The 19820-nt window shown below is 61.4% G+C and carries 15 protein-coding genes; 2 read left to right on the top strand and 13 right to left on the bottom strand.

The genetic code is table 11. From position 1 onward, the window contains the following. Nucleotides 1-186 precede the first annotated feature (186 nt). The 6 genes from ACTIE9_RS07270 to ACTIE9_RS07295 all read right to left on the bottom strand — a co-directional run bounded on the left by ACTIE9_RS07270 (nt 187) and on the right by ACTIE9_RS07295 (nt 9184). Nucleotides 187-633, bottom strand: a complete 447-nt coding sequence (locus tag ACTIE9_RS07270; protein WP_439564917.1) for a hypothetical protein — start codon at nt 631-633, stop codon at nt 187-189. A 104-nt stretch (nt 634-737) separates the two neighbouring features. Continuing rightward, the gene (locus ACTIE9_RS07275; protein ID WP_439564918.1) at nt 738-1889 is read right to left on the bottom strand and encodes a GIY-YIG nuclease family protein; all 1152 of its coding nucleotides are present in this window, start codon (nt 1887-1889) and stop codon (nt 738-740) included. Further along, nucleotides 1886-3790 carry a DEAD/DEAH box helicase gene (locus ACTIE9_RS07280; RefSeq protein ID WP_439564919.1) on the bottom strand — a complete coding sequence of 635 codons (1905 nt, stop codon included), beginning with the start codon at nt 3788-3790 and terminating at the stop codon, nt 1886-1888. Before ACTIE9_RS07280 ends, ACTIE9_RS07275 begins: the two co-directional genes overlap by 4 nt. A 59-nt stretch (nt 3791-3849) precedes the next feature. Beyond that, nucleotides 3850-6534: a DNA methyltransferase gene (locus tag ACTIE9_RS07285; protein ID WP_439564920.1), complete on the bottom strand. Its 2685-nt coding sequence runs from the start codon at nt 6532-6534 to the stop codon at nt 3850-3852. Between the two features lie 134 nt (nt 6535-6668). Beyond that, nucleotides 6669-8657 (bottom strand): HsdM family class I SAM-dependent methyltransferase, encoded by a 1989-nt coding sequence (locus tag ACTIE9_RS07290; protein WP_439564921.1) that lies wholly within the window; start codon nt 8655-8657, stop codon nt 6669-6671. Then, complete coding sequence (locus ACTIE9_RS07295) at nt 8654-9184, bottom strand: NYN domain-containing protein (RefSeq protein WP_439564922.1); 531 nt, start codon at nt 9182-9184, stop codon at nt 8654-8656. Before ACTIE9_RS07295 ends, ACTIE9_RS07290 begins: the two co-directional genes overlap by 4 nt. Nucleotides 9185-9397: 213 nt before the next feature. Here ACTIE9_RS07295 and ACTIE9_RS07300 point away from each other — a divergent pair, with 213 nt between their 5' ends. Then, a complete protein-coding gene (locus ACTIE9_RS07300) occupies nt 9398-9631 on the top strand; it encodes a hypothetical protein (protein WP_439564923.1) in 234 nt (77 codons plus the stop codon). Nucleotides 9632-9741: 110 nt separating this feature from the next. Here the strand turns inward: ACTIE9_RS07300 and ACTIE9_RS07305 are convergent, their stop codons facing one another. From ACTIE9_RS07305 to ACTIE9_RS07320, 4 genes are read right to left on the bottom strand one after another with little or no spacing between them, the layout of a single operon-like run. Continuing rightward, the gene (locus ACTIE9_RS07305) at nt 9742-10875 is read right to left on the bottom strand and encodes a Wadjet anti-phage system protein JetD domain-containing protein (protein ID WP_439564924.1); all 1134 of its coding nucleotides are present in this window, start codon (nt 10873-10875) and stop codon (nt 9742-9744) included. 3 nt (nt 10876-10878) lie between these two features. Beyond that, on the bottom strand, nt 10879-14187 hold the full coding sequence (locus ACTIE9_RS07310; RefSeq protein WP_439564925.1) for an ATP-binding protein: 3309 nt from the start codon (nt 14185-14187) through the stop codon (nt 10879-10881). Next, nucleotides 14184-14801, bottom strand: a complete 618-nt coding sequence (locus ACTIE9_RS07315) for a DUF4194 domain-containing protein (RefSeq protein ID WP_439564926.1) — start codon at nt 14799-14801, stop codon at nt 14184-14186. Before ACTIE9_RS07315 ends, ACTIE9_RS07310 begins: the two co-directional genes overlap by 4 nt. Beyond that, nucleotides 14798-16261, bottom strand: coding sequence for a DUF3375 domain-containing protein (locus ACTIE9_RS07320; protein WP_439564927.1), 1464 nt, complete (start codon nt 16259-16261; stop codon nt 14798-14800). The genes ACTIE9_RS07315 and ACTIE9_RS07320 overlap by 4 nt, the downstream gene beginning before the upstream one ends. A 337-nt stretch (nt 16262-16598) precedes the next feature. Here ACTIE9_RS07320 and ACTIE9_RS07325 point away from each other — a divergent pair, with 337 nt between their 5' ends. Continuing rightward, on the top strand, nt 16599-17216 hold the full coding sequence (locus tag ACTIE9_RS07325) for an abortive infection family protein (protein WP_439564928.1): 618 nt from the start codon (nt 16599-16601) through the stop codon (nt 17214-17216). 531 nt (nt 17217-17747) lie between these two features. Here ACTIE9_RS07325 and ACTIE9_RS07330 read toward each other — a convergent pair. The 3 genes from ACTIE9_RS07330 to ACTIE9_RS07340 form a co-directional block, all read right to left on the bottom strand. Next, entirely contained in the window at nt 17748-17984 is a 237-nt protein-coding gene (locus ACTIE9_RS07330; RefSeq protein WP_439564929.1) for an excisionase family DNA-binding protein, read from the bottom strand. Nucleotides 17985-18057: 73 nt separating this feature from the next. Further along, the gene (locus tag ACTIE9_RS07335) at nt 18058-18861 is read right to left on the bottom strand and encodes a metallophosphoesterase family protein (protein ID WP_439564930.1); all 804 of its coding nucleotides are present in this window, start codon (nt 18859-18861) and stop codon (nt 18058-18060) included. A 132-nt stretch (nt 18862-18993) separates the two neighbouring features. Then, on the bottom strand, nt 18994-19716 hold the full coding sequence (locus ACTIE9_RS07340; protein WP_439564931.1) for a hypothetical protein: 723 nt from the start codon (nt 19714-19716) through the stop codon (nt 18994-18996). Nucleotides 19717-19820: the final 104 nt, after the last annotated feature.

Below are 19820 nucleotides of genomic sequence, written 5' to 3' on the forward strand. Positions count from 1 at the left end.
TGTCCACGATGTCGGGAGACAAGTGTCCACGATGTGCTGAAACCAGACACCGTCATCCCCTCGGTATTTATGGCGACGCCGCCGCTGTCAGTTCTCAATCCAGATGAGACTTGTCTCAAACCAGATGAGACAAGCTTTAGACGACTTGGGGACAGCGACGATCTTTTCGATCATCCCTGACGAGACTCAGTAGAAGCGTGGACCATGCATGGGCATGCTCTCGGGCAACTCGAACGGCGCCTCACACGCGTCGCATAGGTAGATGACGTTGTTGACCCGGAAGCGGTCAGAGAACTGTTCCCTCCACACTTCCTGGTCTGCATCATCGCAGGCGTACCAGACGCGCCTCGTGCCCTCTTCCACATAGATGAACTTTTCAAGCGGCGTTGCGCACAGTGGGCAAAACGGAATTCCGACCCCCGGTTCGGCTCCCTCAACGTTGAGGTCGTGGGGGTAGTCGACCGGCAGCGATCGCAGTTTTTCCCATTCTGGGAGATGCTCGCGAATCACTCTCGCGAACGCCCTCGGTGAGCGGTCCAGCAGCCGCCGCAGTACATCTTTCGCAGTGGCTACAAGCTCTTCGGCTTCACGATCGAAGAGTGAGTCGAAGAACGCTTCATCTTCTTCTTGCATATTGTTCCCTTCGTGAGAGACCGGTGGGGGAAAGCTCGATCCCGCCTGACCGATTGCACCTTGGTCTAGCTCGCCAAATTGAGAGAGCCACGCGGCGACCAGAATCAACGCAGCTTCAGCTGCCGCTCCTGTGCGTCGTATTCGTAGTCGATGATGCCGCCTGACGTGATGAGCTCGATGGCATGATCGATGACCGCGATTGGCACGGAGTACCACTCAGTCGGTTCGTAGACCCGACCGTCTTTGCCCACCTGGCTCACCCGCAGTCGAACGTCCGCGAAGACCCGATGCAGAAGGTGCTCCAACGCCGAGGTCTTCAGGTTGTAGGTCCTGTAGCTGGCCACGATCTCGACCGGCGCCATGAGATAGGTAGGTTCATGCACCGCGCGGGCGATTCGCTTTTCTACGGGCCCACGAGAAAAGCCGATCTTGTGAAGGTCGGGAACCGCGGCGATTGCTTCATCGTCACTCAGGCTCCGGAGCACGTACAAATACCCCGTCGCAACGTCCTCCGCCAGAATCGAGTCGAAATTCGTTGCCACGACGGCTTGACCTTTACCCTCACCCATCCGGATGCCGAGGGACTGTCGGTACATCGATGACTCGGTCCCGTTTTCGAAGATGACGCGCAACCGCTCACGACGATTCGCGCGAATCGTCGTCTCCTTGTACTCGGTCTCCCCCACCTCGGCGACGAAGAGCATCACGCCATTGAGAACGAAGAAGGCACCTTCGACGATGTACTGCATTCCGGGGAACGGCACGAGCTTCGACGTGTGATCCGCTAGCTCTCCTTGCTTCTGCCGAAAGAGCGCCTCGAACTGGGCGAAGTCTTCGGCGCGAACTCGCTGCGCGACATCACCGGCGGCTTCCGGCTTCTTTCGCTGAGGCAGGTCAGACGTGTCAAGGATGTCTGAGTCATCATCCAGAAGGCCAAGCTCATCAGCGTCGAGCAGGTCGTCAAGCGACTTCGGCGCCTCAGGCTCGACGAGAAGTCCGAACTCGTCGATTGGTTTCAGCGCGGCTACCTTCTCGTCGTTCGCAACGATTCCATCGAGCCGCGCGCCGAGCTTGCGCTCTGCAATGTCGCGGGTGTCTGAGCGAGGCACCCGCTGGTGCTCTCGGTAGAACTCGATGATCTCCAGGAATGACCGTTCGAGCCGATCGGAGCTCGTGAGCTTCGGCGCACTCTCTGGCGTGTCTAGCAGCCCGTCTTCGTCCGAGTCGAAAACGCTCTGAAAGTCAAGGTCGCTCATGCCTGCTCCAGTTTCCGCTGTGCTTCAAGCTCGCGCTTTTTCTTGCGGAGGAACGCAAGCGCCTCGGCATACCGCTTCTCGGTCGGTTCGTCACTGCGAAGACTGGGCTCCCGAAGATTCAACTTCTTGAACTGCTGGACCTTGGGCCACAGCAGCACGGCTTCTTCCTCGGTGATCTGTATTCGAGTCGCCGTGATCGTGTCTTGAATGATGCGAAGCACCTGCGGTGTCACAGCTTTGGAGAGCACTTCGAAGGCTCGCTGGAATGGGTTCACCTTGTCGATCAGGTTGATGTCGAGATCGTCGATGTTGACGAACTTGTCTGACATGCGAATGAATCGCTTGTCGCCGACCTCTCGCACTTCGCCGTTCTTGATGACCGAATCGACGACCACCTGCTGACGCAACTCTTCGACCTGCGACTCGTTGAGGTCGGGATACCGCTCACGGATGATCTTCGGGATCAAGATCTTGTTTGTGACTTCAGCGTCGAGGTTGCCGGCAGCCGCCTTGACGAAGGTGTCGTCCTGCAGGATGGTCGCTTTCAGGTCGTTGAGGTCGGTCGCAACGATCTGCTTCACCCGGTCTGTGGACGGCTCCTTGAAGCCTTTGATCCTGAGTACTCCAGGGGATGGCGCGTCGTCGTTTCCGACCTTGGACTTGAAGGTGAAGTTCGGCGCGAGAACCTGCTCCATGAGCAAGGATGCGGTGATCGCCTTGAGCATGTTGTTGACCGAAAGCTTCACCTCGTCGGTCGCGGCGTCAGGCTGGGCGATCAGGTTCGTGAACTGCGCATGGGTCTTGCCGGCGCTGTCACGGGTCACGCGCCCGATGATCTGGATGACTTCGGTGAGTGAGGCGCGGTAGCCGACGGTGAGAGCGTGCTCTGCGAAAGGCCAGTCGAAACCTTCCTTTGCCATCCCGAGCGCGATGATTACATCGACCGCGTCAGGGTCCTTCGAGGCGACGGATGTCAGATAGTGCAGCGTTTCGGCGCGCGCCATCTGGTCGGTGTCGTCGACGAGGTCAGCGACTCTCAGGATCTCACCGTTGTCGCGACGACGAACGCGCAAGATGCCCGATTCCTCCTGGCTGATCACCTCGCCGATGGCGTCGAGGATGAAGCCAACTTCTTCGATCTTGTCCTTGGTGGACTCGCCACTGTTGACGTTCGGGATGTGGACGATCGTCTTCTTGTCCAGATCGAGAATCTCGTGGATCGCGCTTGTATAGCGACCCTGGTAGAAGTGGTGCCCGATACCGAGTGACTTCAAGTGTTCGTAGCCGTTGAGTTGGTCGTAGTAGTTGAAGGTCACCGGCGTGAACTTCGCCTCGTCCTCCGGCACGAGGACAGGGACGGAGTCCCCGCGGAAGTATGAGCCGGTCATCGCCACGATGTGCGCGTCAGAGCCGGCCATCACGCCCTTGAGGAGCTCGCCGAGGCGATTGCTGGCGATATCGGCCGAGACGTGATGGAACTCATCGATCGCGAGCACGACGCCGTCAAGAGCAGACGCAGCCAGCTTCTCGAAGGCGAAGCGAAGTGTCGCGTGGGTGCAGACGAGCACCGCATCGGCTCCACCGAGAAAATCGATGAACTGCTGCACTTTGCTCAATGAGGAGCCCGGGGTGCAGAGGTTGTTCTCGTCCTTGATGTTCCAGTCTGCAAAGAAGCCGAAGCGGGTCAGGCTGGTGCTGGCGAAGGAGCCTCCGATGGAGCGTTCGGGCACCGCAACGATGACCTTCTTGCGCCCCTGGTTGTACAGCTTGTCCAACGCGATGAACATCAGAGCACGCGACTTTCCCGACGCGGGCGGGGCCTTCACCAACAGGTATTGAGCTGCGCGCTGCTCCCAGACACGTTGCTGCATCTCGCGCATGCCGAGCGCGTCGGTGTGCACGCTGCTACCAGTCTGCGCGTACTGAGCGTTGACAACATTTGCCGGCTTCGTATGCGGGGTCACTTGAGCTTTTCCTCGGCGATCATTCGTTCGTACAGGGCGAAGAGGGAAGACAGCCTCTCTTCGTCGGTCTCAAAACCGCGCTTCAGGTAGACCGAGTCCACAAGTCTGTCGAGCTCTTGATGCGCCACTCGAAGATCGTGAGGCATCAAGTCTGGGTCATAGAGCTCAGCCAGGGTCTTCTCTGAGTGGTACTCGCGCACGTCGAGCACACGAAGCGCAGACTTAGTTAGCAGTTCCTTCGTGGACGCGCCGATCGACGGTACAGGGAAGTTGTTGTAGACGATGGTCGCCGAGTAGCGGTAGTCGGTCTTCAGGCGGCCACCCACGGCTTCCACCCAAACCATGTGCAGTCGCGATGTGAGCAAAGCGAAGACCCACGGCTCCGCCCCGGATATCGCGTTTGCAGCGTCGGAGATGACGGTGTCCGGACCGAGGTATCCGACCGGTATGTATTCGCGCCGTTCTGAAGAGACGCGCGGCACAATAATGGACTCAGTTGACTTGTGGCGCGCCTCGCCAAACCGCCAGGGAACGCTGGCGAGCTTCTTGGTGGATTCCCGATCGCTTGCGAGCCGATGTTGACGCACTCGCTCAATCCGCTGGGCGACGCTGTCAACCTCCATAGCGGTCTCGGCTGTAGAGGCCGTGAGCCAGAGTGCATACCTCTCTCCTCCGCCGATGAACTCGATGGAGCCAAGGAAGCGCTTGATCCAGGGAAGCGCCTGGGGTGCTCGCTCCACGAGGGTTTGGCGTTCTGCCGGGCTAAGGACAAGGCCACCGTTGTCATTGGGCATGCTTCCAAAAGTCATCACCGGGATGGCGGAGAGAGGTTTGCGTCGCGTTCCGATGAAGATGTTCTCGCCATCCGCGAGGTACCCGTTGATGTTCTTGGCTTCGATGCGGATGTCATCGGTGAAGATGAACTTGGCGCGCTGGCTTCTGTTACGGAGACTGATCACGGCCACGGTCACTCCCGCATTGCGCCTGGCGTTGTTCTCCCACTTGAAGGAGGTGTAAGCGAAACCGATCTCCAGCCCGCTATCGAAGATCGCAGGAAACATGAGGCCGGGGTGCTCGCCTTGGGCAACAGAGTTGGTCGTTACGAAGGCCACCTCTGCCCGTGTGCCAACAATGTAGTCGGCCGCTTTGGCAAACCAAATCGCGATGTAGTCGAGGTTCTTCGAGTACGGCCGCAACCCAAACGCGTAGTCGAAGTCGGCCTTCATGTCCTTGCTCTGACCCCTGGCGCCCTTGTACGGGGGGTTTCCGATGAGATATATCTCCTCGGCACTAGTGTTCGGGCAGACCGATTGCCAATCTGTTCTCGCCGCATTGCCCTGTTTGATCTGGCCGGTCTCCTTCAGGGGGATGAGGGGCAAGTCGATGCCGAACTTCTCGCGAAACTCGACGTTCATCTGGTGCTTGGCGATCCAGAGGGACAGGATCGCTACCTCGACGGCGAAGTCGTCGATTTCCAAGCCGTAGAAGTGCTCGACGTTGATGCGTGAGCCGAGAAGGTCGAGTGTGTACTTGTCCCCCTGCAACGCTTGAAGGCGCTCCAGGATTGCGTGTTCCAGCTTGCGCAGCTCCTTGTAAGCGATGACAAGGAAGTTGCCCGAACCGCAGGCCGGGTCGAAGACCTTGATCTGAGCGATTCGCCGGAGGAGAGCATCCAGTTTCGGAGCACTGTCGAAGGAGTCATCGAACTGTTCCTTCAGGCCGTCGAGAAACAGGGGCTCGATGGTCTTCAGAATGTTCGGCACCGAGGTGTAGTGCTGGCCGAGATCGGAGCGTTGGCCGGGGGTGACGACGGCCTGGAACATGGAGCCGAAGATGTCGGGATTGATCTCATTCCACAGAAGCCGACCGCTCTCTAGCAGCAGCTCCCGTGCCTTCTTGTTGAAGGCCGGCACCGTGTGATCCGCTGTGACAGTGAAGAGGCGCCCATTCACGTAGGGGAACCCCGCGAGGTGCGTCGGTTTGGCTGCGGGGTCTGCGATGTCGAGTGCGGTGAAGAGATCGGACAGGAACTGGCTGACGTCGGAGCCGTCGGGCTGCGTCAAAGTCGCGACTGCGTCCGTGAACTGACCGGTGCGGAAGATGCCGGTGTCTTCGGCGAAGAAGCAGAACAGCAGGCGGGTGAAGAAGACGTTGAGGGCGTGGCGGCCGATGATCGTGGTGTTCAGCTCGGGGTTGACCGCCAGGAGCTCGTCGAAGAGCTTCGCCATGCGCTCGGCTGCCTTGACATCGGCGTGCGCCTCGGCAACGTACTGTGCTTTCTCCATGCCGGCCCAGGGCAAGAAGAAGGTGAAGTGCTTGTCGATCTCGGCGATGGGGATGGCGAGGGTTTCACTCGTCTTGGTGTCCACCGCGAGCAGGTCGGTGTAGTTGGTGACGATGACGAAGCGCGTGCCATAGCGCACGACCGACGGGGAGCGTCGGAGCTCGTCGATGACTCCGTAGAGGTCATCTTCTGTGTGCTTGAAGTAGACGACGCTCTTCTGTGCGACCTCGGTCGCCGGGTTATCAGCGACGTTGAGGGAACCGTTTCGCAGGCGCGTGATGTTGCTCGCCGAGCGGCCGTAGGCCGTCAGGAGTTCGAAGATGAACTCTCGGTCGTAGCTGGTGCGTCCGCCAAGTGGTCGGACTCGTTCTTCGACTGCCTTGAGGTTGAGTCTCACTGGGTGGCTCCTTCGATGCTTTCGATCGACGCTTGCGGTGCTTCGCGCGCCGGTGTGGATTCTTGACTGCGGCCGGGCCGGTCGAGTCCCGGTCCCGTCGTGTCGATGGCAAGTAGTCCATTCATCGGAGTTGCCTAATCGCCAAGGCCGTATCGGGCAACCTTCAAGAGCTGCTCGGCCGCCTGAGCGCTCGCCTGCTGCACTTTTGCGGCTGCTGCGTCAGCAGCGTGCAGGTCGCGCAGCTGTTGAGCGATTTGTGCTTGCGCGGCGATAGGTAGCAGGGGGATCTCGATGTCCTTGACGGAGAAGATCCCGGGGCCGGTTTGCAGCGCTTCGTTCCAGCTGCCGGCGATGCAATGCGCGAGGTACTCGGCGTTGATCTCGTCCGAGTTGGGCGTGAGGACGTAGACGCCTCGGGCTGGTACTCGGCCGCCCTCGTGGTCGACGCGAGAGTAGATGCGAGACAGTCGCGTCACCAGCACATCCCCGGGGGAGGTTTGCCTCTCCGATCCCAAGTTCGCTGAGCTCGTGGGCACAGGTGGGAACCCGTCTCGAATGTGTGAAGGGCGAACGACGAGGTCGTCATCGACTTCGATGGCAGCGATTCGCCCGGCGGAGAACTGCACGGTGCCATGCTCGACGAGTTCGTTGAGCCGAACTACCCGTGGCGGTTCGGTGTGGACGGGAGCGGACACTTCCGGCAGGTTCGCGATCGCAGCGCGCGCATGGCTGAGTTGTTCGATCGCTCTGCTGACGGCTCTGGCGGTAGGCGCCTCCGCAACGGCGCCGACCCATCGCGCGGGGGTCAGGGCCGCGTCGGCGGCAAGGATCTCGGCGATTGGCACGCGTCGGTTCGGGGCATCGATCTTGTCGGACGTGAGCCAGGTGTTGATTTCATCTTCGGGACTCTCAACGCTGGTCGCGTCGATGATGTGCACGTACCCGGGCTCCTCGTTCGCACGGGGTGATCCGAGGACCCAGAGGGCGAGAGGAATCGAAGTGTTCGGCAGAAGCTTGCCGGGTAGGCCGATGATGACGCGGACGAGGTCGTTCTTGAGAATCTCCGCGCGGATCCGTCCCTCAGTGCCGGGGCGGGCGAGCGGGGTTCGCGTTGTCAGAACGTAGCCTCTTCCCCCGGGCGCCAGGTGCGCTAGAACGTGTTGAATCCAGGCAAAGTCCGCTGAGGATCGTGGGGGGATGCCGTAGCGCCAGCGCGGGTCGGTGATCGCACCGGCTGCGTCCCATCGAAGGGCGTAGGGCGGTTCGGCGACGATGAGGTCTGCCCGAAGCTCAGGATGAGGATCGAAGGCGAGAACGTCGGCGAGGGCGAAGGTGGCCTTGATGCCTCGAAGTCCAGCTCGCACTGCCGCAATGAAGAGCGCGTCTGCGTTGACGTCGACTCCGGTGACGGTGGAGTGCATGAGGTTGCGGGCGGCGAGAGTCTGGGCTGCTTCCGAGATGCCACAGGCGGGGTCATAGATGGTGGTGCCGTGGTCTGCGGCGGCGACGAGGATTGCGGCGGCGCGCGAGGTTGCGAGTCCGTGTGCGCTACCCGCGCGGGCGGCGGCGGCACCCGCGCGATCGAGCAAGAGGGTGCTCGCGTCGATCAGTGATGAGGGTTCAACGGCAGAGATAGCGTTGGCGAGAGTGAGGAGCCCGACGGCGGAGGGGCGGTCGCTTCGGCGGGCTGCGGTGCGCGCGATCACATTCGTCGGCGCGATGGATTCCAGCACGTGGTTGAGCCGCTCAGCATCGATGGCGTTGACGGTGTTGGGGTTGCGCAGGTCAGCCCACAGTGCGGTTGCGGCGTTGTCGCCGCGGTGCGCGAGGTAGCAGATCGCGATAAGGCGGTGGGCTTCGAATACGAGCTCGTCGATTTCTGTAGTGTCGCGAAGCGAATTGAGGCTCGACCAGACCTGGAGCGCGGCGCTTTCGTTGAACGGCTTGTTTTGCGACTGCAGCCACGCGGTCACGTGGGAGCGTTCGAACATGGGGCGGCCCTCAGTGCCGCCTGCGGGAGCGGGGAAGTCGAAGTAGCGGGTGCGCCAGTTGCTGACCGCTGCGCGGGATACGCCGGCGAGCTCGGCGATGTCGCTCGGGCTCAGCATACCGTCGTTGTTCACGCAACCTCCATGGCGACAGCGCTGGGGCCGGGGCGCCGCTCGCTCTCAAGGTAGACGACTTTGGTCGCGGCCAACCGCAGTCGATTCGACAGCGACTCTGCGTGAGCAACCACTGTCGTCGGCAGACCAAGTGACGCGAGCTCGGCGACGCGGTCAGCGAACTTGCCGTCGCCAGACACAATCACCAACTCATCGAAGCGAGCCACAACAGCGTCGTTGAGCTCATCGAGCAGAGCCAGTTCGGCTCCATCCGGACCCGAGCGAACGACGTACCGCACGCCGGTCCAGGAGCAACCGACCTCCAGAAGTCCGTTGTGGGCAACGCCGATGACAACGAGGTCGCCCTCTTGCACGGGATAGGCGGCAGCAAGTGCTGCGCGTGCACCCAACACATCGGTGTTGCAGGGGCAGGGGCCGCCGACTGCGTTCTCGATGTCGACGAGGTAGAGGCAGCGGATACCTGCCTGGCGGACGGGGGGCGGCGTCACCAACTCGGGAAGCTGGCTCGCAAGGAGAGAGGAACTCACATGAGGAAGGTATCCCGTCTCGTTCTGGCTGTCAAGTGTTTCTAATTCACACGTCAGAATGCCCCAGAGCTGGTTGGTCTTGAGGCGTGTCTTGACTATTGCTCATGCCGTTTTTACTCAATCAAAACAGCAAACCGCAGTGTTCATGGGCCTTTTGGGTTGTAACTTACAGCCCTGCTCACCCCACGGATCATTACCTCTTAGTGAAGCTGCGTGAGCTCTGACAACGTCATTGCCGCGTCTAAGTTCACAGTCCTGTGTGTTGCTGTGAACTTTGGTGTCGTTCACATTGTGAACGCCCATGCCGCGCGTGATGGGATTCCCAACGAGCTGACTTCCACCACTTTTATCGAGCGATGCTCGTTTAGTGCCTGCGAGGGGACCGCGTTGTTGCCCCAGATCGACCCTTTGCCTAACCGTCATGTGAAGGCGGCGTTCAGTGGCTAGGTCACCTAGCCACTAGGGGTCGCCCTCCAGATCCAGCCTCGATCAAATCGGGAGATTGCACTTTCGAGCGCTACGCCGCTCATTTGTGCAACCTGGGTGTAGCGCGCGATCTAGAGCCGCGTTCGAAGGCAATCGTCGATGCGCTCCAACGCGTAAGCCCAGTCGATGCGTTCTTGTTCGAGTCGCACGTTGCCTTGGTCTCGAAGAGTGGCGAATGCCTCATGCTCCGCCGGCGTCAGGAACGCGAGCTTCCCCTGGTGGGGTTGTGGTTCAGTGCCCCAGAGGTCGCGATGCGCGTACAGGGTCTCCGAATCCATCAAGCAGGATTCAAGGCTCAGGCCCGCACCGCGCGCGTGGCTGAGAATGCGGAACCCGTGGGAATCCAAGTCGCCCCAGTAGATTGCCGGCCTCGACTTGATCCACCCGACCAAACTGAGCGTCGGCGCCACGTTCCCGCGCCCATCGACAGCGATTACGCCTTGCCGCTCTGGGAGCGCGAGAAACGTCTGCAGGTTCTCAACGATCAGCACTGTGCTCGGCTTGAGGTCCCAGTTGTTGAGATCAGAGAGTGGTGCGGTCACGTCGCCCAAACCTGCTGGCGCCAAAGATCGATCGAGGAAACGGATACGCACGAGAGCAGGCGGGCGCCGCAACGACAACCCGTCGCCACCGACCAAAGCCTCGACGACGGCGCGGTGCCGTTCAAGCCACTTAGAGTCAATCCCGCGAATGGGCAGCTCGCGGATGTACCGGTCAGACATGGGGTTGTCTTGAAGCCACCGGGACACATCGCGCAGGCGGAGGAAGTCTGTGGTGTCGAGCTCGCCGATCGTTCGAGCGTGCTTGGCAATCGCCGGCTTCAGGGACGCCTGTGGGGCGAGAGTCTCCGAGAGCTCATCCGCACGGCTCCGCCACCGCTTCCACTGCGCCCCAACTTGGGCGACCTCGGTGAGCGCATCAACTCCGGCGACGCATGCGCGTGCGGGAACGACTTGCTCGCCGACCCGTCCCCATCGTCTCGTCTCCCAGACGAGCTCGATCGCGCTGTCCTCGTTTGCCCGCCACGAATCGACCCAGCCCGTTGCCGCCGAGTAGTCGCGCAACACCTCTGCCTCGGTCGGCGGGTGGAGCGGGATATCCAGCGTTGCCGTCGACGTGTCGCCTGCAGCCCATTGCCGACCGTCTCGAACCCATAGTTTTCGGGCACGCTCTCGAAGGTCATTGACTGTGACGGGGGTGGGCATCAGCTAGAACTCGACGTTCGTCAACTGGGAACCCTTGCGGTCGGGGTTGGTCACGACGGTGACGGCGCCGATGTAGGGCTCCAGAGTTTGCAGGAGCTTTCCCGGTGTAGCGAGGATCATCTGGAAACCGAAGGCGACGAAGATGTCCATCGCCATGCGCGTGTAGTCGGCATCTGCTTTGTCAAAGGCCTCGTCCAAAACGACTGTGCCGTAGTTGGAGAAGTCAGCTTCCGGCACCGCCAGTTGATAGCGGAGGGCCGCAGCAAGACAGAAGACCACAAGCTTCTGCCGTTGGCCGCCTGAGAGCCCCGCACTGGAGTCGTGGACGTTGTGCACCTTGCCGTTGCGGTCAACCTCTTCGGCAATGAACGACACGTGCTCGCGAGTGTCCAGCACTCGTGTGCGCCACTCTCGGTCGACCCTGTCGCTTGAGCCGAGTCGATGCATGATGTTCGCAAGCACTGCGAATCGATGCTCTGCCGCCGCGAAATCTTCGTTGGCCCAGTTTCCGTCGACGATCGACTTCAGGTCGCCGAGGAAGTCTTTCACCTCCTGGGTGCGACGAAGACGGACTCTGATGTTCAGGTAGCGATCCCGATCGAACGGCGACCGCCCTAGGGACTCGTTCACGGGCGTGATCCGACTTTCGATTTGTCGAAGCGCGCCGGTGAGGTCATCGCGCAGAAACGTCACGCTTTCCTTGGATCGTGTGTCGAGCAGTCGGCGGAAGTTCGCTTCGTGCTCGGGGAGCCCGCGGGACTGGATTCCTGCAAGCAGGTCCCGGTAGCCACTTCGATCCTCGATCCGTGACGAGAGGTTCGCGTTGGTGGCGATAGCGCGCCACTCGTTGTTGAAGTCGCGGGCACGCTCGACAAACTCAGCGATTGATACCTCGACCAGGGTTCGTAGCTTGTCTCCTTCCGCGTGAAGGATGCTCTGGACCCGGAACGCAACCGCGTTGACCTGATCGAAGCGAATGATGTTCTGCTGTCGCCGGAAATGCTCATCGAGCTTCGATTTCACGTGGTCCGAAAGGTCGGCGATGGATTGTTGTGCGAGTTCGTCGATGGACGCCTGGAGTAGAGCCTGCTTTTCGAGTGCCACCGCGCGCTGCCCTCCAGCTCGCTCCGCCTTACCACGTAGCTGGTCCCGTTCTTGGACGAGGGCCGATTCCGCTTGGCTTGCTCGTCCCAGGTCACTGTCCGGCGAGACGACCTGATCGTAAAGTCCCTGAAGTGTGGCGATGCGTCGTTCGGCACTCTCAGCGTCGATCTCTGACCATGGCAGGGTGAGCACGTCTTCGAAGAGCCCTTTGCGGGTGACATGGCGGTCCCGGTCGGCTGACGCATCGTTGGCTTGGCGGTCCAGTTCGACGAGCTCGGCGCCCACGGTGGCCAGTTGCCGCTGGAGTTCGTCGCGTTTGGGTTCGATGTTGCCGCCGAGCACCCATCTCGCTCGGTCGTTGACGTCGTGACGATCAGCTTTGATGTACCGGCGTGCCGCCCGCTTGATGAGGCCGTTGACGGTGATGCCTCGACTGACGTCCTCCAATTCATCTGCGCTGTCAACGCAGGTGAAGTCGAACTCGTCACTGAGGCGCCGGTTGAGGTACTCGGCGAAGATCCCTTCCGCCACATCGACCCGATACACGAGCGATCGGTCATCTCTGATTGGCAACGGCGCGTGGCTGGTCGAGGGGACCGCGTCGATGGTGAGGTTGACGCCGAGGTGCCTCTCATTGACGGCTTTGCGCACTGCCGCGATCTCGTCATCCCTCACGAGAAGCGCCGTGGCAATCGGGGCGAGAGCTCGTTCGATCGCGCCGCTCCACTGCGCGTGATCGTGGCGCACGGAGATGAGCTCTCCCGCGAAAGGCATCAGCTCCTGGGGGATATTGAGGTCTCGGCAGAGCTGGTCCCGCACATTTAGTAGACGAGGGTTCATGTTGCTCTTGTGCAGATTGAGCGTCTTGAGATCGGATTCGAGCTCGCGAAGCGTCTTTCGCGTCAGGGACAGACGCTCCAAGAGCGCATGGTCCAGCGCGTCCGGCACCGGCACCAGCAGGGCTTCTCGGGCCATCGTGCACAGATCGGCGTACTCGCCTTCCGTCTCTGCCATCTGGAGCCCGGCGCCGGTGAGTCGATTCGCGAGGCGCCCACGACGGCTAAGGACCTCCTGGAGAGCGCGTTTGGCGTCATTGATGCGCGCCTGGTGAGGTGCGAGGTCTCTGCCCCCGAGCGCGTTGACTCGATCTCGTGCGGCAGTTAGTTGCTCTTCGGCTTCGTTGAGAGCCTTTTGCGTTTTGGTGAGATGGGCTGCGGCTTTGGCAAGGTCAGTGTTCGCGTCGATGAGCGCCTTGCGTGACAAGTCCAGTTGAAGGCTGACGGCGAAGGGTTGAACTGCGTCGGCGAGGTCAGAAAGGCTCGTCGCTTCTGCTTGGGCTTTCTCGTAGGCCTCAGCTGCGTTCGACACCTTCAGGAGGGCATCGCGTTGTCGGCGCAAGTCAACGACATGGTCGTAGGCGTCTCGGAGCTCGCCGAACTGTTCCACAGCACTGTCAGCCCGCTTGAAGGTCGGGGGTTCGTCGAGCATGAACTTCCGAAACAACGTGTCGAGGGTGCCGAGGTTCTTCGCCGCCTGAGTTTTGTGCAGAAGCTGTAGAGCGGTTTCGTTGCCGATACCCAATAGCCGCTGTAGTCGCTGGAAGTAGCCGCCGTGCTTGCCAGTGGTCGTCACGATCACGGGGTGGTGGTCGGCTTCGAGGCGGCGGGCGTCGATTCCGCCGCTTGCGTAGGGAGCGTATGTCATCAGACCGTCAAGGGTGCGGGTGATGACGTTCATCTCCTTGAGGTCGCTCGAATCGGTGCTCGTCCCGCGCAGGTGAAACAGACGAATCAGTGAGACGGGGTCGTGCTCTTCGTTCTCGAATCGGAGAAGGATTCCGCTCCATGTCGCGTTGGTGCGGAGGTAGGTGGCGACGGTGCGATCCTCGATCTCGTCGGCTTCCCTGCTCCATGCCCCCCTCACGTAGGTGACCCACGTCCGATCAGAGGCTCGTCCAACCGACTCCTGCGCAGCGGCATTGAAAGTCACCGCGCCCTTCGGAGTAAGCACTGCCGCGATGGCGTCGAGGAGCGACGATTTGCCTGATCCGGAAGCGCCGGTGACGAGGTGACCCTTTCGAGCTACGTCGACGGCGTGGAATCCATCGAAGGTTCCCCAGTTGACGACCTCGATGCGGCTCAGACGCCACTGTCCCCGATGGAGTACACCGTCCGAAGTGGTGGCATCGTTGAGAGCGAAGAGCGTCACTCGACCCCACCACCCTGCCCGCTTGCCGCGTCGTCGTACGTCGCCTGGATCGCGGCCACCCGCTCAGCGTCGATGAGGAAGCGCACGATCGGGGAGATCTCGGCGCGGCCCTCTTCAGTGGTGTGAAGGAGGCCGAGCGTGTTCATGTTCGACCAGGAGGCGTTTACGCGCTTGCGAAAGTCGGACTCGTCTCGACCCTTGCGATATACCGAGAGTTGGTCGGCCAACTCGTCCTGCCCGACGATCACTCGGCCACGGCCCTCTTCGGCGAGAAGGGTTTGGCGCAGCACGAGAAGCATGGCCGTATCCATGAACGTCAGGGGCCTGGTGCGCACCACTTCTGGTGCGCCGTCTACATCGACCGGTCGCACGAACGCGATCTCGTGTTCCCGGTCGATCACGACGTCGAGGAACAGGTCGTGGAGTCGAGAGCGAATCGCTCGCTCGTCGGCGAGCAGGGCTTCCCACAGCTCTCTCTTCCTTGCCTGCGAGAGGTAGGGGCCCTTGACCAGATCGACCAGCACACGGCGAGAGCTCTCGCGGAGCCCACCGGTGTCGCCGACCCACAGAGCCTCGGTCTGGATCGTGTCGATGGTCGGATCGTGGTCGTTCATGTGATCCTTCCAACGAACCTGTGCTGGTCAACGTCTGCAGCGCGCTCAACACCGTCTGTCCCAGCCCAAATGAGTCGCTCCGTTTCCTCGTCGACGACACCATGGACGGCGGCGAGCACGAGTAGGCCGACGACACTCGCCACCCCTTGCGACGCAGGGAACTGAGCGAGCACCTCGCCGGCAGTGGCCGTGGGGTGTTCCGCAAGAACGGAGTTGACCTGCTCAACGAGCTCATCGAAGTCAATCTCGGTGAGGCGGGCTTGCGCTCGGAGCGCCGCGAGGTCGGCGACTCCGGTCTCGTTCATGGTTACCTCGGACGAAGCATCGAACTCAGACGGGTCATGAACGCGCAGAACACCCACACTCTTCAGGGCGACTCCGGTCAGGGCGAGATCGAAGCCGAGCCTCTGGTAGGGCTTCACCACCTCACTAGCGGCGAGCGCGTGCTGCATTGCCTCTTGCAGAACTCCACGAAGTACTCGATCGCGGCCGTAGTCCTGCGACTCCACATAGCGTCGCAAGCCGCGGGCGAACTCCGTGGCAACACCCTGGATTTCTGAGGTTCGCCCCTTCAAGGTCGCGACGAAGTGCCGAAGGGCACGGCGTTGCTCAGCTGTGAGTTCGAGGGCGAAATCTCGTTCCAGGATCTGATCGATGTTGTCCTCGAACTCGCCGCTGACTGCTGGATCGAGAACGAGGTCCGTGAACGCTTTGAAGGTTCTGCCGGCATCACTCGTGGCGATGAGATCCACGCCGCGGAAGATGTCGTCGAGTACGGTGCCCTGGGATGCGTCAGACTCGACGATCTTCTCTCTCAGTTTGGCGTTGAGGGTTTCGAACTCTGCGCGGACTCGTGTGAAGTCGTCCGGCACTGCCGCCGCTTGTGCGAGGAGGTCTCGCACCCGCTCTGCAGCTCGCGCGCCCGCCATGGGCTCATCGTCGCCGGCTTCGATTGAAATGATCGCGGCGTCGATGCGTTCCCGCTCCCGACGCAGGCGTTCCAGTCGCCGCTGCGAGAGTGGGTCTGTATCGATCGCGAGCTGGCGCAGCTGTGCGGCGAGACTCGCAAGGCGCGACTCCGTTGCCGATTGGCGCGGAGCCTCAACGTCATCCAGAAAGCGGATCGCGAGAAGAGCGTGGCTGCTGAGCTCATAAGTTTCGCCCCGTGCGTCTTCACTCGCGCGTCGCACGAGAAATCCGGCTGTCCGCCATTGCGCCACGTATCCGCGAGCGCTGTTCTTCAACTCGAATCCGACCGCTCGAAGCTGCTCCAAGTCGGCGTCGAGGCGTTCATGCAACTCCTCTGATCCCAACCTGCGTTCTTCACCACCGAGATGCTCAGCGAGCAACGCCATAACAGCAGCAGCGTGCGCAGCGGTGTCGCCCGCGCGAAGTAGCCGCAGCGATGCGTCGTCGTCGATGAGCTGACGTAGACGCAGGGCTCTCGTATTCGCGGGCATAGTTCACTTAGTGTGTCGCGCCGCACCGACAGCTGACCGTGCGAACACACAGATCGAACGCATTGGGTTCGCGAGCGACGGACACGTGAGCGCCAATGTCAACACTTCCTCGTAAGTTGATCTCATGACACTGCGCGTCTCTGGCCGAATCCGTGGGCTGTTCCGAGACCAAGCGAGAGGAATAGTCCTGGCCGACATCGATCGAATCTGGCAAGCAGAAGGATTCGCTCCGAGGGTCACTACCAGCGTGCTGAGCAGCCAAAGAATGAGTCGATGGTCGGAGTACGAGGCGGCGGTCGACTGGCTGGACGACTCGCACACTCGAAGGGTTCTGCGAGTGTACGAGAGCGTGCTGCTTGAATTTGCTGCCGAAGAGGGACTAGAGCGATTTGAGAGAGCTCTTGGTCTGGACGGGTTCACGATTGATGGGAACCGACGGATCGCGCCAGCGAAGCTCGATCTGGCCGGACTATCGGGGCTTAGTGCCCTTCGTGATGCCGATGGCATTCGGGAGGCGTTTCGCCGCATCGAATTGTTGATGGATGAGGACCCGGCCGGAGTCGTCGGTGCGAGCAAGGAACTTATCGAAGCCACCGCGAAAAGCATTGTGGCCGCGTTTGAGGAGCCATTGATGGGAAACGAAAAGACTCCCGCGCTTGTCGCTCGTGCTCAAGCCCTGCTCGGTCTTGGGGCAGGGGATGTTACGAATTCGATCGACTCCGCGCCCGCGGTTCGCAGGGTGCTTGGCGGCCTAGCCTCAATTGCCCAGGGAGTGGCTGAGCTGCGTAACGCTGAGGGAGGTGGGCACGGACGCTCTGCGCGGAGCAGGCTTACGGCGCGGCACGCTCGTCTCGCGTTCAATAGCGCCCGCGCGTGGTGCGAGATCGTGATCGACACCCATGCAGATCCAGAGGCACCGTTTCGTGCAACACGCACGCCCGCATCCGGCAGCTGAATCCGTGGCCTTCCAACAAAGGCCCTTCAGCACCTCGAACTGTCGATGTGACCATCGTCGCTCCAACCCGTGAAGTGTCCGCGAACCGGACTAGTCTCGTGAACGCGCTGGCCGGAGTGCTCACGACCAGGAGCATCCGATGGCCCGCAGCTGGCACCCCCTCCTCGCAGCCCACGAGTACACGGCCGGCGAGTGGGTGATGATTGATCCCAGCGCCAGACCGTACGCGGTGATCAAGGCGCTCCGCATCGCTGACGAAGCGGGCTACCGTGTCGTCACGTGGGCTGAACGCTCACAAGATCGCGAACTAGTCGGGTACTGGCGCACCCTCAGGTCAGCCTGCGAAGCAGCGCATGCCCGATACCTCCGAAGTCATGGACCCGATTCATCCACCGTCGGATACCCGGCGCACCTCGTCGATTTGAAGTGACGTGTCCCGACGACGCCTTTCGCAGTCAGGTCGAGCGATCTGCGCGGCGGGCTGACGCGGTGGTGGCTCCGGAAGGAGCCCAGCACCATGTTGTCATCGCCTCACCGTCTCGCTTGGTGGCCCCAGACGAGCGTTTCGCCGGAGGCATCCAAGGTGGCCTTGTCCACGCGAATGAGTCGTGGACCGAAGCGCTCCGCCCGGATGTAGCCCGCGCTGATCCACCGGCGGATGGTCACCGGGTCGACCCTGACGATCAGTGCGGCTTCCTGCATCGTGATCCACTCCGTGTCGGACGTGTCGGCTGCCAGTGCGATCTCTGCCTGAGACTTGCGTGCCATGTCTGCTTCTCCTCCCTCTGCGAGAACTCGATCGGAGTCTTCTCGCGGGTTCTCGTCGGCTTCACTCGATGTTTCAGCTGGACTTGAAAGCACTTCGTTGCGCGCCGGATCGTTTCGAGACGATCACTGACAGGTCCGACAGGTCCACTACGCCGACGTTGATCACGTGATACTCGTCTCGATCCAGCAGCATCACGCGGGTGTCCATCCAGTAGTCAACGACAAAGTGGTGCATGTGGCCGCCGAAGTACCAGCGGGGCGAGGTGTGTTCCAGCGCACGCGACAGCATCCGCCGGCTCTCATCGCTGGCGGCGATCGCGTCAGCCGGCCACTCGGGATCACCAGCAGCGAGGATCTTGTCGAGGACGGGGAGTGGTGTTGGAGCTTCATGGCCGAGCAGGATCGTGACCATCTCCTCGCCAAGGGCGGCGAGGTCCGGCTCGGTGATGGACTCCTCCGGCCACCAGTCTTCTCCTTCGGTGCGAAGGTGTCGATCGACGGAGCTCGCACCGCCGAGCGCTGCGAGTACGTGGCCGTTGTCGAGTGTCAGCCTCCATCCGCGCGGCAGGTGTCCAATGTTGGGGCGAAGCCATCTGACTCCGTCTCGACCGATCGGGAACTCCACAAGCTTAGGAATCCAGTCGTGGTTGCCGTCGACGAACAGCATCGTCTGCTGGCCGAGCTGATGCTCGATTCGGTCCAGAGTGCGGTTCCAGTCTTTGCGCGGCCACACGAAACCCCAGTCGCCGAGCACCACGAAGGTCGACACATCTTGATCGCGGAGTGTCTTCGCCGCGATGAAGAGGTGCTCCAGGTTGCCGTGGGTGTCGCCGAGTAACCCGAGGCGCTTTGCTGAGCGAAGCGTTTGCCGCGCCAACCTAGATCCTCCCCTCTGGACGGATCAGTGTTTTGCCGAGCGAAGTGCGCCCCGCGGCAGAGCGCTGTCTTGACATGTTGCCGCGGCGGCAAGCCTCCCCGCGTTTGGCACGGCACGCTGGGCGTGGGCAGATCACGGCTTGCCTTTCGGGAGCGGGCGGCGAACGCGTTTCTTCCACTGCTGAAGGTCGTCGCGAAACCGCTCCCGCTCGGCGTCGTGACTCACCATTCCACCGTGCGGAGCAACAAAGACACCATCTTGAAAGTGGACGAAGCCGACGTTGGTCCAGAAGCCCCGAATGTGCAGCCAGTGCTCAGGAGTGCGCTTTTTCAGCGACACCGCGACCGGCGCCGGATAGGCAGTGACCACGGCGGGAGTGGAGCCAAGAATGCACTCGATGGCCCGCCTGACGAACTCGCTACCGAGACCCTGCCCGCGAAACTTCTTGACGATGTGGACTCGGTCGATGATCAGAACAGCCCGCGCGTCATCAGTGATACCGCTGAACAGACGGCGTTGCGCCCGACCGTCCTTGTCCATCAACGATTCCGCAATGAGCGCCAGGTCTCCCGACTCTTCATCACAGAGATCCCAGAAGCTTGAGCTGAACCTAGCGTCGGGGTGAAGTCGAAAGGATGCCCGCCCAACCACGTGCGTTTGCGTCTGGAACTGCGTTTGCGGGCCTTCCTCCGTTTCAAAGAAGAGTTTGGCGTCCCAACGCTGCACGGTGCCCTGTTCCTCCTCGACGTAGTTCCGATCGAGGGCTTCGTGGCGTGCGACTTCGATCATCCAGTATTGGTCTTCGTGCTCGTCATCAGGAAGTGAAGCACCTTCCGGGGGAAGCTCAGTGGTCAATGGACGCTCCTTGTTTGGTGGGCAGGTGAACGGGCGGGCCGGATGTGGCGGCTTCGGGAGAAAGGGCGCGTAGCGGAGAGCTGGTGTGCGCTTCGGACGGGCGT

The organism is Microcella sp., from assembly GCF_051860105.1.
GTDB lineage: Bacteria > Actinomycetota > Actinomycetes > Actinomycetales > Microbacteriaceae > Microcella.